Consider the following 17,765-nt stretch of genomic DNA (forward strand, 5'->3'; position numbering starts at 1 on the left):
GAGGAGATCTCCAAAGGATAGAAACTATCCTTCAACACCATTTGACAAACTTCCTTAAAATCATGCTGACGAGAAGGCTGAGTCAGCCATTCACAAGAGTTGTTAATTATTCAGATATGAATTTTTCGCCAGTCATATATGCACCGTGTTTTAAGAAAATAACGGTAGCCAATCCTGCTATATCATCATCAATGAGTGCCCATTTATAGCTTCTTTGTTAGCCAAAATCAATTTGGTCTAACATCGTTTCACGGCTTGCTTGATCTAAGCCAAGGTAAGCTAATGTCATGGCCTCACTAGAATGATTCAAAAAGTGCATGCTTAAACCAATATGATAATGATAGTACTTATGCATACAAGTGCTATGCACATATTTTATACATTGTATGTGTGACTAGATAGTTAAAAATTACTGATAGATCACCAACGCGTGCCGTTACCTTATAAAACCACTCAGCAGAACGTGTGAGTAATGAGATATTAAATCGATATGTTCGGATTTTCATACCAAAAGAACGCAAAACTGAAACAGTAAGCAACAAAGAATTAGACAATATTAATCATTGGATCAATGCCAGACCAATGGAAACACTAACCTGTCAATCACCAATTCGTTTGATCCTTGCAATCTACCAAAAGCACATTTGATTATTTTAAATAAAGCTTAGATTAATAAGTATAATACTTTTAAGTATTTAGAACTATTTTATAAACTTGATGGACGTCAAGTTTATATCTCCCAAAAGTTAATACACTTTAGTTGAACTAAAATTAAGGGAGAAATCATATGCAACATAATATTCTTAAACATAAAAATAAAATTATGAGTATCAGTGGCTTACTCGTTGCTTTAGGACTAATCGCACACTTTATTTTTGCCAATACAACAATTTCTAATAGTGCTTTTATTATAGCTTCGATATTAGGCGTTACCCCCATTTCTTTACAGGCTTATCAGGCTATGAAAGTAAAAGTAGTAAGTATTGATATTTTAGTAACGATAGCGGTCATTGGTGCTCTCTTTATTCAAAATTATGAAGAATCAGCAATTGTTACTTTTTTATTTTTATTTGGATCATATTTAGAACAACGAACACTTAACCAAACACGATCAGCTATTAAAGAGTTGACGGAAATGGCTCCAGAAACTGCTTTTAAGCAATTGACAGGGGGACAATTTGCAGAAGTAGATATTGATGAAGTAGAAGAAGGGGATATTCTCCTAGTAAAGACTGGTGCCAAGATTCCCGTAGATGGTAGGGTAACTACTGGAAAAGGATATGTAAATGAGGCTAATATCACAGGTGAATCTTTACCTTTAAAGAAAGAAAAAGACGATGAAGTATTTGCCGGTACTATTATGGACAATGGTACTATTCAAATAGTGGCTGATAGAGTAGGGGAAGATTCTACATTTGGAAAAATTATTGAGTTGGTAGAAGAAGCACAGGATTCTAAATCAGAAGCAGAACGATTCATTGACCAGTTTTCTCGCTGGTATACACCTGCAGTACTTACAATTGGGCTGTTGGTTTGGGTATTAACCAAAGATACAGAACTTGCGATTACTGTATTAGTACTTGGTTGCCCAGGAGCCTTGGTAATTGGTGTACCTGTTTCAAATGTTGCGGGGATAGGAAATGGCGCAAAAAATGGTATTTTATTTAAAGGTTCTGAAGTGATTAGTCATTTTGCCAATGCAGATACAGTGTTATTCGATAAAACAGGTACCTTAACTGAAGGAAAGCCTGAAGTGAGCGATATTATTCATTATGGAAATAATCAGGAGGAGAATTTATCTCTATTGCTTTCAGTTGAAAGTGAGTCTGATCATCCATTAGCTGTCGCTATTGTAAATAAATTAGCACAGTATAAAGTAAGGCCTATAGAAAATACACAGGTTGTAAAAGGTGGGGGCGTAATTGCTCACGTAGATGGGCACGTTGTTTCAGTAGGAAATAAAACCTTAATGAAACAAGAAAATATACCGCTATCAGATGATGTTCTTAAAAAATTGAATAAATTAGAAAAGACTGGTAATTCAATTGTATTAACGGCAGTTGATCATAAGTTAATCATGTTAATGGGTATTCGCGACCAAGTTCGGTCAGGTGTTAAACAGGACTTACAAAAATTAAAATCACTTGGTATTAAAAATCTCATTGTATTATCAGGTGATAACCAAGGTACAGTTAATTCAGTTAAAAAGGAACTAGGTTTAACCGAAGCCCATGGTGATATGCTACCAGAGGACAAGCAAGCATTTCTAAAAAGACGACAGGACTCAGGTGAAATAGTTGTTTTTATCGGTGACGGTGTTAATGACAGTCCCTCTCTGGCTACTGCAGAGGTAGGTATAGCTATGGGGAATGGAACAGATGTCGCAATTGAAAGTTCAGATATTGTCTTAATGAATTCTAACTTTAACCGCCTTCCTCATGCTTTAGGCCTAGCAAAAGGAACATATGCGAATATGCGACAAAATATTCTAATTGCTGTTGGCGTCGTGATAATACTATTGGTTAGTTTAATATTTAGTGAATGGATGTCTATGTCAATTGGGATGTTGGTTCATGAGGCCAGTATTTTAGTAGTTATTTTAAATGCAATGAGATTAAGAGGTTATCAATTAAGATAATTGATCTATATCAAGTATTTTAAAAAGAATGGCCTATATAATTTACTTAAAGGAGTGATAGATATGACTAAAGCAACATTAAAATTAGAAACATTAACTTGTCCATCATGTTTACAAAAAATCGAACATGGTTTAAAACAGACTGCTGGTGTAAAAAAAGATTCTGTAAAAGTACTTTTCAATGCGAGTAAGGTAAAAGTGGATTTTGATGAAAATCAGGTCAATTTGAATACAATTGAAAAAGCAATTGAAGACTTAGGATACCCAGTAATTAGTTCAAAAGTAAAGGAAGGTGCATAAAATGACAACGATAAATGAAAGGCAAGAAAAATTAGCTGCCGAACAAGCATATAAAGAACACATTCATCATACTAAGATTAATTCTGCAGCTGTTACAGATCATATACTTGCTAATATTCATACATTACATGTAAAATTACATCAATATCATTGGTATGTAAAAGGCAAAAATTTCTATGCATTGCATAATGTTTTTGAAAATTTATATAACGAGAATGAGGCATGGTTTGATAAAATTGCAGAACGTTTACTAGCTTCAGGATTTAAGCCAGCATCAACAACTACTGAATTTCAAGAATTTACAACGATTTCTGAAGATTCTTCGGAAAAATATTACACTGCTGATGAGATGGTCCTACAGACAGTAGAAGATTTTAGATCTAATCGTGAATTTACTATTCGTGCAATTCGCTTAGCACAAGAAGAAGGAAATGATGCTTTGGAAGATTCACTAATTAGTTATAAAGCTTATTTAGACGTAAATATTTGGAAACTTCAATCATTTATTAATAAGGATGCCTTAGAAGACGATGACTATATAGATAACGATTAATTAGGAGGAAAACGGTATGGCATACCATAATCATCATAGTCATGTAGATTGTATACGTTTAGTGCCGATTTTCAATCATCTCAATGATGAACAAATGCATCTAATTGCTCAATCAGCGAATGAAGTACAATACGTAAAGAATGAGCTATTATTTAGGTTTGGTGATAAAGATGACACATTATATATCATAAACAATGGACGTGTACGTATTTATAGCCTAAGTGAGTCTGGTCGTGAGCAAACCATACGTATCCTACATCCGGGTGATTTTATGGGGGAAGTTGCTGTTTTACAGACTGAAGGTTATCATTCGAATTATGCTGAAGCAATATCGGAAACAAGTATTTGTAGGATTCATAAAAAGGATTTAGATCAATATTTAGATCGCTATCCAGAAATCATGCGACGAATATTATCGGATATTACAAAACGGCTACAGTTATCAGAAAAACAAACTGTGCAAGTCAGTATTGAACCTGTTGAAGCTCGAATTATTGATTTTCTATCAGAAAATGTTGAAGATGAAAAAAACCATACTTATGTGACTTTACCCATGTCAAAAAAAGATTTGGCTACTTACCTGGGGACAACTCCAGAAACAATAAGCCGTAAGTTCTCATCATTGGAAGAGAGAGGTCTAATTAAACGGCATACCCAAAAATGTGTTGAGATATTTGATTTAGATGAATTATTATTTGTATCAAGTTAAGTCGATTTATACTTAAAAATAAGGATATCGTTTTAAATGATGAACATGGCGGTACACAGTTCATCGTCACTAACCTAAGTCTTCCACAAAAAGACATCGTCCGTGTTTACCGCAAGCGTGCGGCGATTGAAGATATTATTCGCGAGCTTAAAGGTGGATTTGCCTTTGGCAAAACTGATAGCAGTTCATTTTTCGCCAACAAAGCGCGCATGTGGATCTCAGTAATTGCATCAAACTTGATGCGGTTGATGAAGAGTATTGCGTTGGACGACCAGCAACAATCGTGGACAATCAATACCTTTCGAGACCGTTTGTTAAAAATCGGTGGACGTGTGTCACTAAGCACGCCCGCAAGGTGATTTTGACGTTAGATAGCCGCATCCAAGAACAATTCGATGGTCTGTTCTGGCGAGCTTGGGAACGACTAAATGCTTTGTGGCAATAAAACAACGAAGTAGATTTTCAAAAAAATAGCAAAATCTGGCTGGTTTTAGTGTTCCTATTTTTCTCAAAAAACGCTCAATCGAAAAAACACCCTGAAACTGTGCCAAGGTACTGGCAGTTTCAAGGTGTTTTATCGTATTTTACTGATTTAGCTGTGGTTAAAAATTTAGTGCATGAATAATCCGGGTTTTATTTGTTTCGTTTTTGAAACATTTTTAATCCGATGTGAAATTACCGATAATTGGTCACTTTTTTCTTATATATTGGTTTTATCACCACTGAGAGAAACTGGAGAAAATAAATGAAAAAACACGTTTCAGCCATCGTCTACGGTGGCTTAGATGGCATTATCACGACGTTCGCAGTCGTTGCTGGATCGGTCGGTGGTAACGTTTCAAACATCGTTATCATCATTTTGGGATTCTCAAACTTATTAGCCGATGGCTTTTCAATGGGGGCCGGTGCCTACCTGTCAGCAACATCGGATAACAATCAATCAAAAAGTAAAGCATTGGCAGCTGGTATCGCGACATTCATTTCGTTTAACGTCTTCGGTTTAATTCCACTAGGTGCCTACTTAATTACAAATGCGCTCATTCACGACAAAGCCATCGCCTTTCCAATCGCCTTTGTCATCGTCGGTGTCTCTTTGGCGTTGCTAGGCTGGGTGAAGGCCAACCTGTCAGAGCAGAAAGTAAGAACAGAAATTCTACGCACACTTTCTGTCGGGTACGTCGCTGCAATTGTTGCTTATGGCGTTGGTATCTTACTGAATTATTATTTGTAGACAAAAAAACACCTTGAATATTCAAGACGTTTTTCTTTTTAGATATTTAGTTATATGGTAATCAGTTATAGATTATTTAAGTCAAACAATCCTCGACGCTTAGCTTCTTCTTTAGCTGCGTTCATTAAATCAGCAGAGTATAGCGCATCAGGGTGCTTGCCTGTCGATTCGTTAGAAATAATCCGGGTAAAATTTTAAATCATATTTTTAGAACACCTTTAATTGAGTCGACCTGTAATAGCTAACCATGTATACAAAGAAACGATATGTTATATTACGTCATCGAAAATGGTGTCCTTAGGGAGTTACTTTTAGTGGTTACCAACACGCCTGCTGACAAAAAACACTTTTTTGTAAAGAAAACCCCAAACAGGTGAGTAAATCTGTTCGGGGACATCTAGAAAGACGCTCTATGGTCGAGAAAAGTGAGATGGTGTAGAACTTAATACCCGGATTATTCATCAAGACAAACAAAAACCCGCTGAAACAGCAAGTTAATACCGTTTCAGCGGGTTTTGCGCTTTCACCCGTTGGGTGAAAACCATAGGAGCTCTTTGTTATGATATTTTGTTAGTGAAAAACAAACCAAATACTCAAAAATTGGAGCGTCTAAAATTATGACTCAAAAAGTATTACCTAGCAACCCTTTAGTTGCAGTTTCAGACAATGGGGCACCAATTACCTCGGATGGTGGCAACGTGTAATGATGTTGTCTAATTGTGCCTTAGTAATCCTAGTCATTAAAAATACCTCCATAGTGGCGTCAAAATGAACAAATACGTGCTAATTTAGGGAGATTAGTTGGCGTTATTACCCAAAATCAATTTGATCTAACATTGTTTCGCGACTTGCTTGATCTAACCCCAGATAAGTAAGCGTCATAGCCTCACTCGAATGATTCAATAAGTGCATGACTAAACCAATATTGTAGTTTGACTGTGTATAGACGCGGTAAGCGCCTGTTTTACGCATCGTATGTGTGCCTAGATAGTTGATACCTAATAGATCACCAACGCGTGCCATCACCTTATAAAACTGCTTATCTGTTATATGTCGATCTGGATGGGACGTTGAGGGAAATAACCAATCCGAAGTGATATTCCGTTGGACTAGCCAATCATGATATTGCAACAAGTCTTGTTGCACGGGCTTTAAATATAACGTGTTCGCTTTACCTGTCTTTTTATCATGAATAAAGGCCGTGTTTTTAACAGACCCATCGGGATTATAGACATCCGATTTCTTTAACGTCATCACATCACTCACCCGCAGTAGAGTGGCTTTGCCAACTTGAAAGATAGTGTAGTTGCGGCGACCCGCCCGAAAACTATCTAATAAGGTGTCTTGCACCATTTTTAAGACGTTGGAGTCTTTGATGGGGAGGACAATTTGTTGCACCATTAGCTACTCCTTTAAAGTTAATAATTTGATTGATGATAGCGCATCTGCTATCATGTTGTTATGGAAAAATTTGAGTTTGATTATTACGATTGGGCTGAATTTGAACAGTTCTTAGATCAATTACCTGATAAAGATGCTGCTAAATTAATTGCAACCATTCAAAATATTGAAAATAATGGCCTCTTAGTGGCGGAAAGACAATTATGGGTAAAAAAGCTAGAAAATAATCTCTATGAAATTCGTTCTAAACGATCTTCAAACATTCAAAGGGCTCTTTACTTTCAAGTCAAAGGTAGTCAATACATTATTACTAACGCTTTCACGAAAAAAACGCAAAAGACACCTGAAAATGAAAAGAAAATCGCTCGGAATAGACGCAGTCAGTATTTGAATAAGGAGGAAAATCAATGAGTAAACTTGATGCATACGTTGCTGAACGTAGTAAAAAAAATCCTGAATTTGCACAAATTGTTGAGCAAGAAAATATTAATTTAGAGGTAGCAGTAAAAGTTCGTGACCTTCGTGCAAATATGGGATTGAGCCAACGTGAATTTGCCAATTTGATTGGTAAACCACAATCAACGATTGCACGCATTGAAAATGGTTCGATGAATGCTTCAACAAAAATACTATCTGAGATCGCCCAAGCAACAAACCAACGTTTGACCATTCAATTCAGTCCAGCATTTTAAGATCTATTATAACATTAAACAAAAAAACAGCCCCCATTATCTACTAGTCAGATAATGGGGGCTGTTTTAATAGTCTTTTTGAGGGGTCATTATATAAAGACCCCATATTACTCTTGGATTTCAAATTCTGGTAATTCATCAATTAATTCAAGGGTTCGCATACTTACTGTAATAACAGATTGCTCATAAGTCAATAACTTGGAATATTTTTTAGTATAAGATCAGTAACTTCGTGTATTAACTTTTCATACTCTGATAAAAATCATATAATGCGATTAAAACAACCCAAAGACTCTGTCCGCCTATTTTTCCTGATGTCTTGTTTAAAACTCTCCTGAGATGTTCCAAGAGTGAGTTGAAAAGATTCGATGAAACTAACACGTTCTAAAATTACTTCTTAAAATTTATAGATCATTATTGAATTTTTTAACCAAACTAACTTGTTTAAGTCTATTTTCTCCCCAGTCGTTTAAAGCAATTACAATTGGAATCAATGTTTGCCCTATATCGGTTAGTTGATATTCAGTGTGATGTACTTTACCAGATAAGTATTCTCGTTTAGACACAATTTGGTCACCAATTAGCTCATTTAACTGATTTGATAAAACTTTTTTACTGATACCCTTCAAACGCTTCATAAAATATGAAAAACCTTGTGGCCCATCATTTATTAAAATCCATAATATTAATAATTTATGTTTACCACTGAACATCGATACTGTAAATTCTTTAGTACAATCAAAATCCCCATTGTTAAGTTTTTTAATAACAGCATTTCGAAAATGATCTGACATAATCCGACTCCCTTTGTTAGTATTTAAGTCAAACAGGTTACTTTAAAGTGCCCTCTATTAAATTTTACCAGTAAGTTCGATAATATATATATATTTATCTTAGTAAACGAAAGGTGTTAATGTGTTATGAAATTACAGTTAGCAATTGATTTAGAAGATGTCCAAGGAGCCATTGAATTAATTCAAAAGACAAAAGACAGTATTGATATTTTTGAATATGGAACGCCTTTAGTAATTAATTTTGGGCTTGAAGGACTTAAAAAAATCCGTAAAGAATTCCCAGATATTACGTTACTTGCTGATTTGAAAATCATGGACGTTGCTTCATATGAAGTAAATCAAGCATTTGATTATGGTGCCGATATTACAACAATTTTAGGGGTCGCCGAGAATCAATCAATTAAGGATGCCGTAAAAGCAGCTCATGAAGCTGGTAAAGAGTTATTAGTTGATATGATTGGAGTTCAAGATATTGAAACCCGCTCTCGTGAAATTGATTCCTTCGGTGCAGATTACATCGGTACTCATACGGGATATGATCTACAAGCATTGGGTCAAGATCCTTTTGAAACTTTTAATATCATTAAGAAAAACGTTTCAAATACCAAAACTGCGATTGCCGGAGGAATTAAACTAACGGCAGCTGAAGAAATCAAGTCGGCTAATCCAGATATATTAATTATTGGTGGAGCAATTTCTACTGTAGATGATCCAGCGGCAGCGGCGGCAGAATTCAAAAAGATTCTAAGCTAAAGAGGAGACTATTATGAATTGGGAAAATATACTAAATGAACTAAATAATAATTCAGATAATACGATTCCCAATGAGCTCTTAGTCATTATAAATGAATCTAATAGGCTTTTTTTAGCAGGATCTGGACGTTCAGGTTTAGCATTAAAGGCCTTTGCCATGCGCCTCGCACAAATAGGAAAGGATGTCTTTTTTGTAGGAGAGACGACTACACCTGCTATTACCGATAAAGACTTACTAATTATTGCATCTTCATCTGGAGAAACTAGTCAATTAATTAGATATGCTGATATTTCTAAAAATATCGGAGCTAAAATTTGGCTATGGAGCACCAATAATAATAATACAATCTTTAGTAAGTCTGACTACGTTACGCTACTTGCCGGTAAAAGTAAATTTACTAAAAGTAGTATCACAAAACAACCGATGGGAAGTCTATTCGAACAATCAGTTTGGCTATATGGCGATTTGTTTGTAATCAACTATATGAATAAATTTAGTATCGGAGAATCAGACTTACAGAAGAGACATGCTAATCTTGAATGATTTTATCTTAAAATTATAAAAGCGATATATTAAGAAAGTTATTTTTCGTAGTGGAACTGGTTCTAGTTCAGACTGATAACATAAAAATAAATAAGCATAAACTAAAAACAGCATCTTATTTTGATAATTCTGGAAGATGCTGTTTTTATTGACTTATGAACAATATATAGTAGATTTGGTATTTCTTTAGTAACAAAATGTGATTATGTCGTTAAGTTATGACGCGTTCTAACACCTGCTCGTATACTGAAAATCCGGACTGCTTTATTTCTAGGGCATAATCCGAGATAATCAAGTATAGGAGTTTTTTATTATGAAAGCTAAGCGATACTCAACTGAATTTAAATCACCAATTGTTGCCTTGCACAATGAGGGCCATTCTGCTAATTCCCTAGCCAATGAATGTCATTTGGCTGTAAAACCGTCACGGGTTGGGTCAAAAAGGCTCAGACCGTTATGACTGACGTGAGTGGTAAGCCAGTGACTCGTGCCGAATTTAATGCGATGCAGAAAGAAGTTGCACGACTCTTGGTAGACTTTTATAGTTTAGTTGTGAACTAATAAATCAATATAAGTTTGATAAAGTAGCTTATAATAATTATTATACATTGGTTAGGAGGGGGAATATGAGTATTATTGATGATATAGCAGCAGATCAAATGAATATGGAGTTTACTAAAAAAGGATTAAGGCCAATATTTCACGTATCGAAAAAAGCAAAATTAGTCATTATTGGTCAAGCACCGGGATTACGAGTTCAAAACTCGGGTATAATGTGGGATGATGCATCGGGAGATCGATTAAGAGAGTGGATCGGGGTTGGTAAAGATACCTTTTATAATTCAGGAAAAATTGGCGTAATTCCCATGGACTTTTACTATCCAGGAAAAGGAAAATGGGGTGACTTACCGCCCAGACGAGGAGTAGCTAACAAATGGCACCCAAAATTATTGGAGCTTATGCCCGATGTTCAGTTAATTATATTGGTGGGATCATATGCTCAGAAATATTATCTGAATCTTGGTTATCAAAGCAAGATAACCGATGTAATAAAGAACTACAAAAATTACTTGCCTCTTTATTTTCCGATAGTTCATCCTTCACCAAGAAATAATATATGGATTAAAAAAAATCCGTGGTTTGAACAAGAGGTTGTGCCAGAATTAAAAGAGATAATTAGTAAGATTTTATCGGACTAGTTTGAAGATAATTTGGAGGAGATTTGTAGCAGTGCTTAGTAAAAAAGAAATAAGAAAAATGACCTTGGATAAACTAAAATTATATGATTACCATAGCAAGATTACTGAAGAAGAGCGATTACAGGCAATTCTGTTTTCTAAGGCATATTGGAATAACTCTAATTCAGTGGCTGTAACTATAAGTATGGAACACGAATTGAGTACTGATGTCATTATTCAGGAGGCGTTGAGAAGCCATAAGAAAGTAGTAGTACCTAGGGTGAGTAGTGGAAAATTATTATGGTTTGACTATATAGAAAGTTTAATGAGTAAATCAAAATTCGGAATTCTAGAACCAACACAAGATGAAAATCAAGCACAAAATTTGAAGGGAATAGATCTAATGGTGGTTCCCGGTGTAGCCTTTAGCGAAGATAATTATCGGATAGGTTACGGTGCAGGTTTCTTTGACGCAACGTTGGCAGAGTATAATGGTATAACGGTTTCGCTAGTGTTGCCTCCTCAATCAATCCATAAATTTTCAAAGGATACGTGGGATAGACCGGTGAGGTATCTTATAAAATAGGATTTATGCTAAATAAACTTATAATGAATATGTTAGTTTTTCATTATGAGTTTATTTTTTTAATTACTTTATGTTAAACAATCTCATTTAGGTAATTATGATTATTCTAAAATTCTGTGTTAGCTCCTCTCAAATAGATATTTCTAGTAGCCCAGTCTATTGCTTAGAAGTCAATAAATTGGACCATTTTTATTCAGTTAATTAGGCGACATTTGAGATACGATTGCGATTATAAAAATTGATATACCAACCAATGGCTGCTTGGACCTCAGTTAATGTTTGGTATGCCTTCAAATAAACTTCTTCACGCTTCAATATTGAATGAAACGCTTCCATAAAGTCATTATCGTATGGATGTCCTTTGAGTGAATATGAATGTTTCAAGCCATAATTTTGACCCTTGGTATTAAATTCAGCACTCGTGTATTGTGACCCCATATCCGAATGAACTATTAGTGGCTTTTGATGATTATCTAACGCCATCTGTAAGGCACTTGTAGCTAGTTCGGCTGTCCTTGTATTGCCAATTTTATAGCCTAATACTTTTCTCTTCTCAGGATCCAAAACGGTTGCTAAATAGGCCCATCTGTGATTAGTCAACTGAATATAAGTGATATCTGTTTGCCAAACACCGCTCAAATCATGCAAGTGTCTAATCAGATTGGGTTTTTGATCAACCGTCACAACAGTTTTGGGTTTGCGATGACGTTTTTGCATGCGGGATTTAATCCCTAATTCACGCATCAATTTGAGTGTCATATACTCAGATACTTTCGGACCGTCGGTTTGTTGACTATAAGCAGCAATACGACGATAACCATAAAATTTAAAGGTTTTCCAAACGTCTAAAATATAAGGTTTCAGGGATTCTCTACGCTTTTCTTGTCGACTGGGCTGCCAATGGCGCCAGTTGTAATAGGTACTAGGTTTGATTTTAAGTGCACTTAAAATACGCACAAGCGCGTAGCCTTGTGCTAAAAATTGGTTAACAAGCGGCAATCCCACATTACGGACTATTTTTTGGCTAGTAAGATGGCCGCTCAATGCCTGTCAGGCTATGCGTGATAAAATTTTGTTTTCTTCCTCCAACAATAGCGAGACGCTTTTCTAATTGCTTGACCCAAAGAGCAATAGAATCTTTTGAAGGCCCAAATACCTCTGCCAATGATTTAAGTTAACGTCCTTCTTGGTGAAGTTTAACCAGTGAATCTTTAAAATCTTGTGAATAACGAATTGACATAAAAATACTCCTATACTTTCATTTTACGGACTGAATAAAAATAGTCCATTTTTTTAGTATAAGAGCATTGTACTGTGGACTATTATTGTTGATTATTTTTATCAAAATGTTATCTCCTTAAAAAAATATGACCTAATGTTGTTGTGCTGCAAACTGCCGTTATACTCAAAAAAATGGGAGATCTTTTGATATAAGACCAGAAATTGTTACAGATAAAAATAATTATTGGCCAATAAAAGGTGAAGACTGATCAGGAATCTCAAATCACTGTTGATCCAATAATTATGAGTCTAAAACATGATAAGATTTAGTCAATTAGGAGAATAAAAATCGTGAAAATCAAATTTCTTACTAAAAAATTTTTTAGACCGAGACCATCTGAATTTATCTCTGTTCAAACTGATAACTTTTTGAGAAAATTAAAGCCGAGACCGTTTTTTACAGAATATATCGAGCAAGTTTTCAGAAAGAACGTTGAACCTAACGTTAGCCAAAATTGCTTGACTTTATCGGTTTTAACGGACACTCATGAAAAAGCTGTTGCCAGTTCATCGTACTATGGTCTCAACGGTGTAAGGCATATTATTGAAGCCAATAAGGCTTGCGATTCATTGCCAGTGGATTACAATATTCATTTAGGCGATTTGATCGACGGTAGTGATAAGCCAGAGATCAGTCGAGGATTGTTACAATTCACGATGGAAAATTACCAAAATAGCCAGCGTCCTTTTTATGTGCTGGAAGGTAATCACGATGAAAATGATAAGTATGATGAACACAAATTTATTACTTCAGCCTCATTTAGACGTGACGACTACTATAATTTGGTAACGAAACATGATTTCGAACAACCTGAGATCAAACGCTTGAGTCTTGGTTCCAAAGTTGCTTGGATCGATAAAGGGGATATTCGAGTAATTTTCTTGAATACGAGCGATATTCCCTATATCCTAAATGGCGGGACCAAGAAGTACGACTTCAAAAAAGTCCGTGGTATCCGCGAGCAACAGATCGAAGATTTAATATCTATTTTAGAAAAGACAATTGATAAGCATGTCGTAGTTTTTGGTCATGCTAATTTGATCAGTCAAAGTGGTCGTTCAGCTTTGAACTTCAACGGTGACTTAGTTCAGAAGATTTTTACTAGCTTTAATAATAAGGATTCTGGACAACTTAAAAATGAATTATCCGGTGATTTTGGAGTTAATGTTCGCTATAACTTTACTGATACCGGTATTTCGACCATATCGAATTATATTTGTGGACACATGCATTATGAAAAGTACTACAAAGTTAATGGAATTAATCATATAATATTAAATTGTTCGGCCTTAATGGGTAAAAAACATGGCCTAACGACTGATTATAATAAAAAATGGGATCGCCGATATAATGAGATTTCCGAATTAGCTGGATATTTCATTAATATCAATCCCGACAAAATGTTGCTCCAAATATTTGGATATGGTGCAGCAACCAGATTCGTAAGTTTTGAAATTTAAGGAGAATTAATATGTGCGGTATCGTCGGTTTCGTAGACAAGAAGATTGCTGACAAAAAGCCAGTTATAGATGCTCAGAAGTCAATAAATTGGACTATTTTTATTCAGTTACTTAGGCAACATTTGAGATACGATTTCGATTATAAAAATTGATATACCAACCAATGGCTGCTTGGACTTCAGTTAATGTTTGGTATGCCCTCAGAAAGAAGTTAAGGGTAGGACAGAACCGGCGGACTATAAAAAGGCAGAGTAATTTTAATTAATCTGCAAGTAATACTTAAATATTACGATAATCTTAACTAAGACGTAAGCAGCTAAATTATAAAAAATTTGGCTGTTTTTTTGTATTCAGAATATCTCGCCAGTGATCATATAACCGATCAACCGTTACGCCCGAATAATCTATGAGATAGTCCCATTCTTCACTCTTTAGCTTGTCAATTACAGCTTGTTAAAATTTATATTCCGCCATTTAACTATTATTCTTTTCTTTTTTTTGTTGTAACTATTTACCAAAACGCCACCACTTTTCTTGATTGGTTTAAGTAAAACGTGTTGGCTTGCCTTTTTTATCATGAATAAAGATTATGCTTGTTACAAGGTCATTTAAATGATGTTATAAAAACTAATGGACAATAAATTTGCGTTAAAAGAATTGAATTATATATAATTGATTGAGGGGGATCAGAGTATGAAAATATCAGAATATTGTTGCAATAATCTTGTACAAAAAATAACATCCAAATTGGGAATTAGATTCAAAAATTATTTCTAAATAATTTTAATTACTTAATTATTTTAGATCCTGATTTGTGATTCGATCACATAATTAAATTATTGAATAGCAAGGTGAATAATGAAACATTTTAGTAATATTATTATTGGATTTGGAAAAGCGGGTAAAACACTTGCAGGAACACTTGCAAAGCACGGTGAAGAAGTATTAATTATTGAAAAAGATCCCAACATGTATGGCGGAACTTGTATCAATGTTGCTTGTTTACCGACTAAAAACATGATTATTAATGCCCACCGGGGTATAGAATATGAAGTCGCTTTAAAAAAGAAAAATGCCCTAACAGCAATGCTGCGTAATAAAAATTACCATAAGGTGGCTGATTTACAAGAAGCCACTGTTTTAACAGCTACTGCTGAATTTTTGGATGACCATACGGTACGAGTATCCGATAACTCAGGGCAGGAAACTTTAATTGCAGATCGTATTTTTATTAATACAGGAGCAACAACAATTTGGCCTAATATTGATGGATTGCTTGCTAGTAAACATGTTTATTCGTCCACAGACTTACTTGTAAAAGATAAACAATTAAAGGAATTAGTTATTCTTGGTAGTGGACCGATTGGCTTGGAATTTGCATCAATGTATGCACAATTTGGTAGCCATGTGACCATCATTGATAAATCATCTAAGATTTTAGGACACTTTGAGCCTGAAATTGCCGAACAAGCTAAAAATGATTTAGAGGAGGATGGTGTATCCTTTTTGTTAGAAAGCAACTTAACTGGTGTAAATGATACACTAAATGGTGTTACATTAACTATAAGCACACCAAAAGGGATTAAAAATATACAGGCCGATGGGTTATTAGTTGCTACGGGACGTAAAGCTAATGTGACCGATTTGCACCTAGAAAGAACTAGTATTAAAACAGGTAGTCACGGTGAAATTTTAGTCAATGATATACTAGAAACAGATGCTAAAGATGTCTATGCTTTAGGTGATGTTACCGGCGGGCCACAATTCACGTATATTTCGTTAGATGATTGGCGTATTATGGCTAATCATCTATATGGCGATAAGACACGAAGTCGTTTAAATCGACCAGTATTTGCGAATACTATTTTTCTAAATCCGGCTATTAGTAGTGTCGGAAAAACAGAGGCACAGCTGAATGAGGCAGGCATTGATTATAAAGTACTGAAGATGCCAGCAGCTATTGTTCCTAAGACACAAGTAATTGGTAATCCAAGAGGTAACTATAAAGCATTAATAGATCCACAGACACATCAAATTTTGGGTACAACTATTTATGCTGAGGAATCATTTGAGACGATTAATATCATTAGTCTAGCGATGCAAAATCATCTTTCAGCTGAGACTTTGCGCGATCAAATATACACGCATCCAACAATGACGGAGGCATTAAATGATTTGTTTGATCAAATTTAATAAATCATTTATAACAAATTAAAACAAAAATACTCAAGGTCTTATCTAAATGCCTAACTTTTTTATGGCACTTCAGTATACCCTAGTGGTTTTTTGTTTTGGTACATGATACATTGCACCAATGGGTCACGCCGTGATATGGCAATTTATCATTGTATGATCACCTTCAGTGAGAGCATGTCATGCAGAACGCTATCCTCTGGGGCAAGCTGGTGTGAGATTAACCACATAAAATACAACGAAAAAAGATGATCTTATACTTAAAAAATGGACAATTTTTTGAGTATAAGATCATTTTTGTCTGTAATTATTTTGATAGTTGCTGGTTGGCTATTTTTTTTGTATCCAAAAACCAATAATCACGAAAGTCACCAACTAGTTTTGAATAGGGATAGCCAATTATTCCTTGGCTTTGTAGCTTATTCGATAAATATTCTTTCAAAATCCAAGGATCTTCAGGTGAGACGTGATCTAGTTCTAATATTTGATTGATTTTTTGTACAGAAGTATTTAAGTCAATGGCTACATGTTCAATAGTCAAATGACTTAATTTTAGATTTTGACGAAGCTCTTTACTAGTATTGATACGCTCTATAAAATTTAAAGACATTTTATTTCTCTCTTTCGCTATTAAAATCGGGTCTAGAATTTTTGGTGTTGGAAAGTATTTCCATTCCAAAAGTACTAGGCCCTTTTTGATAACAAAAAAGGCATCTAAGCCTCCCTAGTGCTATGCTTTAAGCGACGGAACTCAAGATAAGCGGGGTAGGAATAGATGTCTCAACTAGATAATACACTTAAATTACTGGGAATTACAGACACAAACATTCAGGTGTTCGGTACTCGTGATGAATTTCATGGTCGGGGCTCGGGTCGCAAAAAGTATTTGGTCATCCAGGCAGAGCTTACCTACACACTCAGGCGCTGTCCCAGCTGTGGATACAATACGTTGCACCCTAACGGACACAAGCTCACTCATGTCCACATTGTAGGACCCATGGACCGGCCCGTAATTCTAGAGCTAAACAAGCAACGCTGGCGTTGTAGTAACTGCCATAGCACTTGTACGGCCACCACTCCAGTGGTATCAACCAACCACGCCATCGGTCACGGACTAGCGACTCATGTGCTGAAGCTAGCCAGTAAATCACTCCCGGCTAAGACTATCGCCAGTCTCACCGGTATTTCGATAAACTCAGTTCAGCGTATTTTGACGGCTAATATTCATCCACACGCGAGCCGCCGGTTACCGATTAATCTATGCTTTGATGAATTCCGTTCCACGCACGGCTCCATGTCGTTTATTTGCATTGACGCCGACACTCACAAATCAGTTAAAGTACTTAGCGACCGCCTTAATAGAACCATCAAACAGTTCTTTCTTAGTCAGTACAGCACCGCAGAACGGGCCGCGGTTCAACGCGTCATCATGGACATGAACGCCTCCTATC

At 35.5% G+C, this 17,765-nt stretch carries 18 protein-coding genes and 3 pseudogenes; 16 read left to right on the forward strand and 5 right to left on the reverse strand.

The features are described from left to right. Positions 1-217: 217 nt before the first annotated feature. A pseudogene (locus tag FD46_RS10465) lies at positions 218-449 on the reverse strand (site-specific integrase); the annotation flags it as partial. A gap of 10 nt (positions 450-459) precedes the next feature. Here FD46_RS10465 and FD46_RS10075 point away from each other — a divergent pair. The 7 genes and pseudogenes from FD46_RS10075 to FD46_RS00140 all read left to right on the forward strand — a co-directional run. After that, positions 460-648, forward strand: a pseudogene (locus tag FD46_RS10075) (IS30 family transposase); the annotation flags it as partial. A 139-nt stretch (positions 649-787) separates the two neighbouring features. Further along, complete coding sequence (locus FD46_RS00120; protein ID WP_057738622.1) at positions 788-2,638, forward strand: heavy metal translocating P-type ATPase; 1,851 nt, start codon at positions 788-790, stop codon at positions 2,636-2,638. 63 nt (positions 2,639-2,701) lie between these two features. Further along, a complete protein-coding gene (locus FD46_RS00125) occupies positions 2,702-2,938 on the forward strand; it encodes a heavy-metal-associated domain-containing protein (RefSeq protein WP_010276741.1) in 237 nt (78 codons plus the stop codon). Between the two features lies 1 nt (position 2,939). Next, positions 2,940-3,491: a Dps family protein gene (locus tag FD46_RS00130; RefSeq protein WP_057738624.1), complete on the forward strand. Its 552-nt coding sequence runs from the start codon at positions 2,940-2,942 to the stop codon at positions 3,489-3,491. A gap of 16 nt (positions 3,492-3,507) precedes the next feature. After that, a complete protein-coding gene (locus FD46_RS00135) occupies positions 3,508-4,200 on the forward strand; it encodes a Crp/Fnr family transcriptional regulator (protein WP_057895208.1) in 693 nt (230 codons plus the stop codon). 62 nt (positions 4,201-4,262) lie between these two features. Continuing rightward, positions 4,263-4,559 (forward strand): transposase, encoded by a 297-nt coding sequence (locus FD46_RS10080; RefSeq protein WP_080567320.1) that lies wholly within the window; start codon positions 4,263-4,265, stop codon positions 4,557-4,559. Positions 4,560-4,945: 386 nt separating this feature from the next. Next, the gene (locus tag FD46_RS00140; RefSeq protein ID WP_004903726.1) at positions 4,946-5,431 is read left to right on the forward strand and encodes a VIT1/CCC1 transporter family protein; all 486 of its coding nucleotides are present in this window, start codon (positions 4,946-4,948) and stop codon (positions 5,429-5,431) included. A gap of 810 nt (positions 5,432-6,241) precedes the next feature. On the opposite strand, the gene FD46_RS00145 is transcribed toward FD46_RS00140, so the two are convergent. After that, positions 6,242-6,832, reverse strand: a complete 591-nt coding sequence (locus FD46_RS00145; RefSeq protein ID WP_057738629.1) for a site-specific integrase — start codon at positions 6,830-6,832, stop codon at positions 6,242-6,244. A 60-nt stretch (positions 6,833-6,892) separates the two neighbouring features. Between FD46_RS00145 and FD46_RS00150 the strand changes: the two genes are divergently transcribed. Continuing rightward, on the forward strand, positions 6,893-7,243 hold the full coding sequence (locus FD46_RS00150) for a type II toxin-antitoxin system RelE/ParE family toxin (RefSeq protein ID WP_004912644.1): 351 nt from the start codon (positions 6,893-6,895) through the stop codon (positions 7,241-7,243). Further along, positions 7,240-7,524 carry a helix-turn-helix domain-containing protein gene (locus FD46_RS00155; protein ID WP_004903734.1) on the forward strand — a complete coding sequence of 95 codons (285 nt, stop codon included), beginning with the start codon at positions 7,240-7,242 and terminating at the stop codon, positions 7,522-7,524. The genes FD46_RS00150 and FD46_RS00155 overlap by 4 nt, the downstream gene beginning before the upstream one ends. Positions 7,525-7,928: 404 nt before the next feature. Here the strand turns inward: FD46_RS00155 and FD46_RS00160 are convergent, their stop codons facing one another. After that, positions 7,929-8,318, reverse strand: a complete 390-nt coding sequence (locus FD46_RS00160) for a winged helix-turn-helix transcriptional regulator (RefSeq protein WP_014333944.1) — start codon at positions 8,316-8,318, stop codon at positions 7,929-7,931. A gap of 126 nt (positions 8,319-8,444) precedes the next feature. Here FD46_RS00160 and hxlA point away from each other — a divergent pair, with 126 nt between their 5' ends. From hxlA to FD46_RS00185, 4 genes are all read left to right on the forward strand, one after another. Further along, entirely contained in the window at positions 8,445-9,071 is a 627-nt protein-coding gene (hxlA, locus tag FD46_RS00165) for a 3-hexulose-6-phosphate synthase (RefSeq protein WP_014333945.1), read from the forward strand. A 13-nt stretch (positions 9,072-9,084) separates the two neighbouring features. Next, the gene (hxlB, locus tag FD46_RS00170) at positions 9,085-9,615 is read left to right on the forward strand and encodes a 6-phospho-3-hexuloisomerase (protein WP_010386643.1); all 531 of its coding nucleotides are present in this window, start codon (positions 9,085-9,087) and stop codon (positions 9,613-9,615) included. A 626-nt stretch (positions 9,616-10,241) separates the two neighbouring features. Next, a complete protein-coding gene (locus FD46_RS00180; RefSeq protein ID WP_010386640.1) occupies positions 10,242-10,814 on the forward strand; it encodes a uracil-DNA glycosylase family protein in 573 nt (190 codons plus the stop codon). Positions 10,815-10,845: 31 nt separating this feature from the next. Beyond that, complete coding sequence (locus FD46_RS00185) at positions 10,846-11,379, forward strand: 5-formyltetrahydrofolate cyclo-ligase (protein ID WP_010277786.1); 534 nt, start codon at positions 10,846-10,848, stop codon at positions 11,377-11,379. 201 nt (positions 11,380-11,580) lie between these two features. Here FD46_RS00185 and FD46_RS00190 read toward each other — a convergent pair whose 3' ends face one another. Then, entirely contained in the window at positions 11,581-12,423 is an 843-nt protein-coding gene (locus FD46_RS00190) for an IS3 family transposase (protein ID WP_057895209.1), read from the reverse strand. A gap of 528 nt (positions 12,424-12,951) precedes the next feature. Between FD46_RS00190 and FD46_RS00195 the strand changes: the two genes are divergently transcribed. Next, complete coding sequence (locus FD46_RS00195; protein ID WP_015062919.1) at positions 12,952-14,121, forward strand: metallophosphoesterase family protein; 1,170 nt, start codon at positions 12,952-12,954, stop codon at positions 14,119-14,121. Positions 14,122-14,979: 858 nt separating this feature from the next. Next, a complete protein-coding gene (locus FD46_RS00200) occupies positions 14,980-16,314 on the forward strand; it encodes an FAD-dependent oxidoreductase (RefSeq protein ID WP_042253022.1) in 1,335 nt (444 codons plus the stop codon). Between the two features lie 307 nt (positions 16,315-16,621). Here the strand turns inward: FD46_RS00200 and FD46_RS00205 are convergent, their stop codons facing one another. Further along, positions 16,622-16,993: a DUF2316 family protein gene (locus FD46_RS00205; RefSeq protein WP_235805513.1), complete on the reverse strand. Its 372-nt coding sequence runs from the start codon at positions 16,991-16,993 to the stop codon at positions 16,622-16,624. A gap of 96 nt (positions 16,994-17,089) precedes the next feature. Between FD46_RS00205 and FD46_RS10095 the strand changes: the two are divergent. Beyond that, positions 17,090-17,765 (forward strand): annotated as a pseudogene (locus FD46_RS10095) (ISL3-like element IS1165 family transposase); the annotation flags it as partial.

The organism is Liquorilactobacillus oeni DSM 19972, assembly GCF_001436275.1.
GTDB classification, from domain to species: domain Bacteria; phylum Bacillota; class Bacilli; order Lactobacillales; family Lactobacillaceae; genus Liquorilactobacillus; species Liquorilactobacillus oeni.